The organism is uncultured Oscillibacter sp., from assembly GCF_910587525.1.
Lineage (GTDB): Bacteria > Bacillota > Clostridia > Oscillospirales > Oscillospiraceae > Oscillibacter.
The window spans coordinates 19,840-27,696 of sequence record NZ_CAJULS010000014.1 but is presented as its reverse complement, the minus strand read 5'-3'; the positions used below and the strand labels follow the sequence as shown (position 1 = coordinate 27,696).

8 protein-coding genes and 2 pseudogenes are annotated in these 7,857 nt (G+C 61.7%); 2 read left to right on the top strand and 8 right to left on the bottom strand.

Going from position 1 to position 7,857, the window contains the following annotated elements:
* A pseudogene (locus tag QZ326_RS02935) lies at nt 1-218 on the top strand (hypothetical protein); the annotation flags it as partial.
* Between the two features lie 437 nt (nt 219-655).
* Nucleotides 656-1,321: pseudogene (locus QZ326_RS02930) on the top strand (IS5 family transposase).
* Between the two features lie 124 nt (nt 1,322-1,445).
* Here QZ326_RS02930 and QZ326_RS02925 read toward each other — a convergent pair.
* Genes QZ326_RS02925 through QZ326_RS02890 form a run of 8 tightly spaced genes read right to left on the bottom strand, consistent with a single transcriptional unit; the run spans nt 1,446 to nt 7,855 of the window.
* The gene (locus QZ326_RS02925; protein WP_295741011.1) at nt 1,446-2,117 is read right to left on the bottom strand and encodes a precorrin-8X methylmutase; all 672 of its coding nucleotides are present in this window, start codon (nt 2,115-2,117) and stop codon (nt 1,446-1,448) included.
* Nucleotides 2,114-3,619 carry a cobyric acid synthase gene (locus QZ326_RS02920; RefSeq protein WP_295741009.1) on the bottom strand — a complete coding sequence of 502 codons (1,506 nt, stop codon included), beginning with the start codon at nt 3,617-3,619 and terminating at the stop codon, nt 2,114-2,116. Before QZ326_RS02920 ends, QZ326_RS02925 begins: the two co-directional genes overlap by 4 nt.
* Nucleotides 3,620-4,669 carry a histidinol-phosphate transaminase gene (locus QZ326_RS02915; protein WP_295741007.1) on the bottom strand — a complete coding sequence of 350 codons (1,050 nt, stop codon included), beginning with the start codon at nt 4,667-4,669 and terminating at the stop codon, nt 3,620-3,622.
* Nucleotides 4,666-5,637, bottom strand: coding sequence for an adenosylcobinamide-phosphate synthase CbiB (cbiB, locus tag QZ326_RS02910; RefSeq protein ID WP_295741006.1), 972 nt, complete (start codon nt 5,635-5,637; stop codon nt 4,666-4,668). Before cbiB ends, QZ326_RS02915 begins: the two co-directional genes overlap by 4 nt.
* Before the next feature lie 4 nt (nt 5,638-5,641).
* Nucleotides 5,642-6,232 carry a histidine phosphatase family protein gene (locus QZ326_RS02905; protein WP_295741005.1) on the bottom strand — a complete coding sequence of 197 codons (591 nt, stop codon included), beginning with the start codon at nt 6,230-6,232 and terminating at the stop codon, nt 5,642-5,644.
* The gene (locus QZ326_RS02900) at nt 6,226-6,564 is read right to left on the bottom strand and encodes a bifunctional adenosylcobinamide kinase/adenosylcobinamide-phosphate guanylyltransferase (RefSeq protein ID WP_295741003.1); all 339 of its coding nucleotides are present in this window, start codon (nt 6,562-6,564) and stop codon (nt 6,226-6,228) included. Before QZ326_RS02900 ends, QZ326_RS02905 begins: the two co-directional genes overlap by 7 nt.
* Nucleotides 6,561-7,343, bottom strand: coding sequence for an adenosylcobinamide-GDP ribazoletransferase (locus QZ326_RS02895; protein ID WP_295741001.1), 783 nt, complete (start codon nt 7,341-7,343; stop codon nt 6,561-6,563). Before QZ326_RS02895 ends, QZ326_RS02900 begins: the two co-directional genes overlap by 4 nt.
* Entirely contained in the window at nt 7,340-7,855 is a 516-nt protein-coding gene (locus tag QZ326_RS02890) for a bifunctional adenosylcobinamide kinase/adenosylcobinamide-phosphate guanylyltransferase (protein WP_295740999.1), read from the bottom strand. The genes QZ326_RS02895 and QZ326_RS02890 overlap by 4 nt, the downstream gene beginning before the upstream one ends.
* Between the last annotated feature and the right edge of the window lie 2 nt (nt 7,856-7,857).

Here is a 7,857-nt window from a genome sequence, read left to right as displayed (position 1 = left end):
GGAAACGCCTGAAAATCAAGGCTTTGCCGCCATTTGCCGAGTTACATAAGGTTAGAGCTGGAAATTATAAAATCTTCAATCAAAAGCTCAAATGGTTTCGCAGAACCGCCACCAGATATGACAAATTGGATACTTCTTTTCCCGCCTTCGTTTACATTGCCGCTATCGCTATTTTGTTGATTCAGCTCAATTTTCCCTGCTTTTCAAACAAGGCCTAATTTCTACAACAATGAGTGCTATCAGAAAAAACTTGGCTGTATGACGCCCGATGTCATTAAGATAAGACCAATTTCCAAATAATGGGGCATCAAAATGTTCTTAGATTTCAGCTAAGCACTTAGAATCCAAAACATTTTTGCACCCCATTATTGGGTGAATTTCCTTAACTTCATGACATTGGTATGCCGCCTGCTGAATTTTTACAATCCCAAAATCAATAGAAACAGGAAACTCCTTGCGGATATTTTCTGCTTTACTTTTTCTCTGTTTTGTCTACTTGACAGGGAGCACTCCTTCATTCCTTTGACATCGTCCTTTTTGAATTCTTTTCAAGCGTGTTAGATAGTGTCTACACAAGGGGAAGAGATTGTGAAAGAATAGAAGCATCATAAAAGACGGGGGAAAATAAAATGGAGCATCCTATCACAGGCATGACATAAGCGATAAAGTGTGGACGTTGCTGGAACCAAATCTGCCTGTACAACGGGGTCAGTGGGGCGGGATTGCCCAAGATAACCGCCGTTTTATCAACGCAGTGTTCTCGGTATTGCGAACAGGAGCGCCCTGGCGAGACTTACCCCCGATTACGGGAAATGGGGCAGTGTTCATCAGAGGTTCGTCCGCTGGCGCAGAAAAGGTATTTGGGAAAAGCTTTTGGAAGTTCTGATTGATGAGCCGGATTATGAATGGCTGATGATTGACGCCAGCCATATCCAGGTGCATCCCCACGCAGCGGAAGCAAAGGGTGGCAATCAGGATATGTCCAGGACAAAAGGGAGCTCAACACCAAAATACATCTGGCCGTGGATGCGCATGGTATGCCAGTCCAAATCCTTTGGCGGACCGGGGTTATGACACGAACGGTATTCTGGCATATGCGGTTTCAATGGGGATGGAACCCGTGATTCCACCGAAGAAGAACTGCAAAAAACAGCGTAGCTATGGCAAATATTTCTATAAACTGCGACACCTGGTAGAAAACTCTTTTCTGGTCCCAAAACGGTGGAGAGGCATTGCCACTCGCTACGCTAAGACCTCCGGCGCCTTTATTGCTGCGGTACACGTCCGTTGTATCGCTATTTGGGCTGCTATCCAGACTTAACTCGAGTAGACACTATCTAACTATACAGCCCAATATTTGCCGCCTTTTGCTGTGCCAGATGCCGGATATCAGCTCGAAAAAGGGGAGCGGTCATGAAAAATGACCGCTCCCCTTTTAACTGATGTCACTGCCACCCTCGGGCAGAGGGGTCCAACGTCTCCGTGGCGGCGTACAGCAGGGCGTTGCAGATGGCGGCGGCCACATTGCTGCCGCCCTTGCGGCCCATAGCCGCGATGGCGGGGACGCCGCAGGCCTCACAGGCGGCAAAGAGGATCTCCTTGCTCTCCTCCACATTTACAAATCCTACCGGAACTCCGATGACCAGGGCGGGGCGCAGCCCCTCCGCTATCAGTTCCGCAATCCGCAGCAGGGCCGTGGGGGCGTTGCCCACCGCCAGAATGGCGCCGGGAAGCTCCCGGGCGGCTTTTTCCATAGAAACTGCCGCCCGGGTGAGGCCCTGCTCTTTGGCCAGCATTGCAACCTCTGGATCTGCCATGAAGCAGTGGAGCTCACAGCCCAAAGTTTTCAGGCTGGGCTTGCTGACGCCCGCCTTGGCCATGTTGGTATCTGTGACGATGGGAATACCCCGCCGCAGGGCAGCCTGGCCCAACTCCGCCGCCCTGGAGGTGAAGCGTAGATTTTCCGCGTAGTCAAAATCTGCAGTGGTGTGGATGACCCGTTTCACAACCGCCTCGTGCTCCGGCGGCAAAATGATGTTTCGCTCCGCCAGCTCCGCGGCAATGATGGACATGCTGGTCCGCTCGATGTCTCCGGGAAGGGTGTGGCGTACATTCATGACGATGGTCCTCCTGTAGTGTTTTGGACGTACCGGTCCATGGCAGCATAGACGGCGGCCATATCCAGGCTGGACCGAACGGTGTCTGCCAGCAGGTCGTACTGCCGCTCCTGATAATCCCGGCGGCTCTCCACGAGGGCTTGCTCCGAAGAAAGGCCTCTGCGTCCCAAGAGCCAGGCGGCCAGCCGCTCCGTCAGCGCGCCGCTGTCGAAGAGGCCGTGGAGATAGGTGCCGAATACGTTTTCCGCGGCGGCACCGTCCTCCTGCCCGTCTGCCAGGCGGCAGAAGGGAGTGCCGCCGGTTCGCCGGGTGAGGCCCATGTGAATCTCATAGCCCTCCAGTTCCGCCCCGGCGAAGGGCTCCGCCGTGACGGCGGCGGTGACCCGGGTGCGGGTCTTTTGGGGGGAGAACACGGTCTCACAGGGCAGAAGTCCCATGCCCCGAAGATTGCCGCCCCGCTCCACATCCTCGGGGTCGGATAGAATCTGGCCCAGCATCTGGTATCCGCCGCAGACCCCCAGTACCGCGACCCCGCCTGCCGCCAGCTTTAAGACGGCGGCCTCCAGACCGCTCTGCCGCAGCCATAGGAGATCGTCCATGGTGCTCTTGGTGCCCGGCAGGATGATGAGGTCCGGCGCGCCCAGGACCGCGGCGCTGTCCACATACCGCACCCCCAGGGCGCTGTGGCTCTCCAGGGGGGAGAAGTCTGTGAAGTTGGAGATGCGGGGCAGACGGATGACAGCGATATCTATGGGACGGCGGACCTGGGTCTTCCCCAACCGGGGGGAGAGGCTGTCCTCGTCGTCGATGTCCGCCCGGGTGTAGGGGACGACGCCCAGCACCGGGATGCCGGTCTTTTCCTCCAGCATGGCAAGGCCCGGTTCCAGCAGGGCCGGATCACCCCGAAACTTGTTGATGACAAGGCCTGCGATCCGCTCCCGCTCCTGGGGCTCCAGCAGGGCCGCGGTGCCGTACAGCTGGGCGAACACGCCGCCCCGGTCAATGTCCCCTACCAGCAGCACTGGGGCGTTTACCAGCTCCGCCAGGCCCATATTCACGAAACTGTCACCGTCCCGCAGGTTGATCTCCGCAGGGCTGCCGGCCCCTTCGATAACAATGATGTCGTATTCCGAGGCAAGGCTTTCATAGGCCTCCAAGACCTCCGGAATCAGGCTTTTTTTCATGCGGAAGTAGCTGGCGGCCTCATATTGACCCCGTATCTCTCCCATGACGATGAGCTGGCTTCCGGTGTCGCTGGAGGGTTTGAGCAGCACGGGATTCATCCGTACATCGGGCTCAATGCCCGCCGCCTGGGCCTGGACTACCTGAGCCCGGCCCATTTCCAGTCCGTCCCGGGTGATATAGCTGTTTAAAGCCATATTCTGGCCTTTGAAGGGGGCGGCCCGCCAGCCGTCCTGATGGAAGATCCGGCACAGCGCCGCCGCCAGCAGGCTTTTTCCCGCGCCGGACATGGTGCCCTGCACCATGATGCATCGGGCCATTTACAGCACCTCCTTCATGATTTTCAGGAATTCGCCGTTTTCCGCCTCCGTGCGCACTGCGGCCCGGTACCAGCCGTGGCCCAATCCGTGGTAATTGGAGCAGTCCCGGATCAGAACGCCCCGCTGTGCCAATTTTTGAGGCAGGGCAGGTATACCCTGGAAAAACAGCAGGTAGTTGGCCTCCCCGGGGCAGACCCGGCAGCCCAGGGCCGACAATCCTGCTGCCAGCCGGGGCTGTTCCCGCCGGATGAGCCGGCGGAGGGCTTTCAGGCTTTCCTGGTCCTCCAGGGCGGCGATGCCCGCCGCCTGGGCGAGGGCGGATACCGCCCAGGGCGGCCCGCTGCGGGCCATGGCCTCCAGCAGGGCGGCGTCCTGGCTGAGGGTGTACCCCAGCCGCAGGCCTGCAAGTCCCCGGCTTTTGGTGAAGGCCCGCAGGATCAGCAGATTCTCATAGCGCTGGAGGGACTCCAGCAGAGTGTGGGCCGCTGGGTCGTCCAGAAGGTCGTTGAAACACTCGTCCACAGCCAGCAGTGTGCCGCAGGCAGCGCAGCGATCCAGAATTTGCTCCAGTAGCAGGCGGTCCGTGGTGCGGCCCGTGGGGTTGTTGGGTTCACAGAGGAACAGCAGGTCCAGCTCCGGCGTGATGGCGGGGAGGATGTCCTCCGTGATGGAAAAACCGTTTGCCTCATTCAGAGAGAATCGGGAGACGCGGCAGCCCCACAGTGTCAGGGCATTTTCGTACTCGGAGAAGGTAGGGGCGGTGACCAGGGCGGTACGGGGCCGCCGGGCTCCCGCCAGACGGTAGATCAGGTCCGCCGCCCCATTGCCGCAGAGAATCCAGGCCGCCGGTATGCCGTGATATGCCGACAGTTTCTTCCGCAGGGCGCGGCACTGGGGGTCCGGATACCGCCCGGTCTCTGTCAGAGCTGCCTTCGCCGCATTCCGGACGGCCGCCGGCAGCTCGAAAGGGCTGACATTGGCGGAAAAATCCAGGGGCGGCACACCGTATGTTCCCTCAAAGCTGGCCCAGTCGCCGCCGTGGTCCGTCATAGTTTGACTCCTTTCAGAATGAAAACCCGCAGGCCGCACAGGAGAATGAGACACAGGAGGCTGGCGGCATACAGCATCCGGTTGGCCCGCAGAATATCCTCCGGTTCCGTCTCCCACAGGGGATCGCCGATGGTGGGCTTGTCGTGGACCTGCCCGAAGTAGGCCGCCGGTCCCCCCAATTGGATGCCCAGGGCTCCGGCCATAGCGGACTCTGTCTGGGCGGAGTTGGGGCTGGCGTGACAGCGGCGGTCCCGCTGCCAGATTCGCCAGGCGCCGGAAAAGCTTTCTCCCATGAGGCCTGCGGAGAGGACCAGCAGCAGCGCCGCCAGCCGGGCGGGGAGGAAATTGACGGCATCGTCCAGCCTCGCCGCGGTGCGGCCGAAGTGGAGGTAGCGGTCATTTTTGTAGCCCACCATGCTGTCCATGGTGTTGACGGCCTTGCAGCAAAGGGCCAGAGGCGCGCCTCCAAGGAGCATATAAGCCATGGGGGCGGCCACGCCGTCGGCAAAGTTCTCCGCCACCGTTTCCACGGCCGCCCGGGTTACGCCCTGGGGGCTGAGGGCATCGGTGTCCCGTCCGACGATGCGGCCCACCGCCTGCCTGGCCTCTTCCAGCGTGCCGGCTGTGAGGCGCCGGCGTACATTTTCGCTCTCCGCCGCCAGCCCCCGCACTGCCAGGGCCTGCCAGCACCATACGGTTTCCAACGTAAACGCCAGGGCGGGGTGAGCCAGGCGGCACAGGCGGAGCAGGCCCAGAGACAGGGCCAGAGTTCCCAGAGGCAGCAGCGCCGCCAGCACAGTTCCGGCAACCAGTTCGCCTTTTGGCGTTTTTGGAAAGGCGGTCCGGAGCCGCTCTTCCAGCCAGGCGATGCACCGCCCCATCCACACCACTGGGTGGGGTATCCAGGCCGGGTCCCCCAGCAGCAGGTCCAGGGCAAAGCCGCCTAGAGCGGCATAGACGATTTCCATGAGATCAATCCTTTGTGTAGCGTACTTCTGCGGTAAGATTCAGCCGGCGGCCCGCCCGCCAGGGGGCGCTGCTTAGCAAAAAGCCGCCGCCGCAGGGGGATTTCCAATCAAAATACGCCCGCGGGGGCAGGGCAAAGCGCTCCAGCGCCGCCATCTGGGTGCCGCCGTGGGCCACAATCACGAGATGCTCCGCGCCGGAGGCAAGTCCCTGGTCCACCAGGTAGGTAAAGGCGCCGCACACCCTGGCGGAGAATTCCTCCCGGCTCTCACCGCCGGGGCATTGGCCGGTGCAGCCGCCCGCCACCCAGGCGCGATAAGCGGTGTCGTGTTTCATCTCCTGAAAATTTCGCCCTTCGAAGACGCCGAAGTCCATCTCCGCCAGAGCGGGAAGGGGAATCTGCACCGCGCCGGGAAACAATATGGCGGCGGTCTCCGCCGCCCGGGAGAGGGGGGAGACATAGACGGTCTCCGGGGAGAAGTCTGCCGTCCTCAGGGCCGCCCGGCCTGGGGAAGAAAGGGGGATATCCCTCCGGCCCTGGTAGCGGCCATCGGCATTATAGTCCGTGGCCCCGTGGCGCAGAAGATAGATCAGCACGGAAGCTGCCCCTTTAGTACCTGGGGCAGGCCGCAGTACACCCGCACCACGGTGTCTGCCCGCTCCGCCAGCAGGCAGCTGAGCCGTCCGGCGGCTTCCCGGGCCTCCCGCTCCTCCGGGTCTGTGGGCACTACGCCGCCGCCCACCTCTGTGGCAATGACGATTTCGCGCTGAGCAAGGGCCTCCGCCAGGGCGGGCAGATCCGGTTCCTTTGCCGCCAGCTCCTGCACGTCCCACACGGCCCGCCGGGCGAATTCGTCCAGTGAGAGCCCTAGGGCGGCGCAGATATAGCTCTGTTTGCCCGCCAGCAGCGGGCCTGTGATAAAGATCATAACAGCCTCCTGAAAAAAGGTTCCAGATATTGTGCTGTGCAGGCGGCCCCCAGCATCCACAGCTCGGCGGTCTGCAAAAACCAGCCGGCCAGGTCCCCGGAGATGCCGCCAAAGTTCCTCCGGGCCATGGGGCGGTAATAGAGAAACACACAAAACGCCGCCGCCGCCATGGCCGTTCCTCCGATACCCCGCAGGCACAGCATCGCCGCCAATAGGATAGAGAGCGCTGCCAGCAGGGAGCGCAGTTTTTTCCGGTCCGCCGCCGCGGCAAAGGTGTGGGCAAGGCCGCTGTTCCGGGCCAGGGGAAAGGCGGCGATGGCCAGCCCGGACAGGGCCCGGGACATGCACAAGGCCAGCAGGAAGGCGGGCCCGTCGAACCGGGGCATGGCCGTCCACAATGCGAAGGAAGCCAGAAAGTAACAGCACAGCCGGATGGCGGCGAAGGCCCCCAGGCGGGGATCCTTCAAGATCTCCTGCCGACGCTCCGGCGGGGCATGACTGGCCAGGGCGTCACAGGTGTCGGCATAGCCGTCTAAGTGGACGCCCCCGGTGATGAGTACCGGCAGCAGGCACAGCCCCGCTCCCCGCAGGATCGCCGGCAGGGCCAGCGCACTGCACAGGGCCCACCAGGCCCAGCAGGCCGCGCCGGTCACGAGGCCAATGAGGGGGAAGGCTGCCAGCATCCAGCGCATGTGCCGTTCATCCCAGGGTGCCTGGGGCACCGGCAAGGCCGAGAACATGGAAAAGGCGGCAGCGACAGTTCCCAGGACGGTCTTCATGGCTGCGGTCCTCCTTTTAAGAAGTTGGGCAGTCCGCAGACGATCTCCGCGACGGTGTCCGCCCGGGAGGCCAGGGCGCGGTTAACCCGGGCCAGCGTCTCCAGGTAGCGGAGGGTGTCTGCCCCATAGGCCGTGCCGCCGGAGAACACCTCGTTGGTGACAATGGTCAGATGTCTGCCGCGCCCCAGCAGAGCGTCAATACCCAAGAGAATGGCTTCTTTTCCGCCGCCCTCCGGATCGTAGAGCTCGTTGGCGGTCAGATTGCTCATGCACTCCAACAGGATATTGGTTCCCGCCGGAAGCTCCAGCCCTGACAGGTTTGTGTACCGCTCCACGGTCTCAAATCCCTTATCCTGCCGGAGGCGGCGGTGGCGGGCGATGCGGGCGCGGCACTCCTCATCCCAGGGCTTCATGGTGGCCAGATAGATGCGCCGCCCCGGCAGGCGCATGACCCACGACTCGGCGTATTCGCTCTTTCCGCTGGCGGCGCCGCCGATGACCAGTGTGAACATGG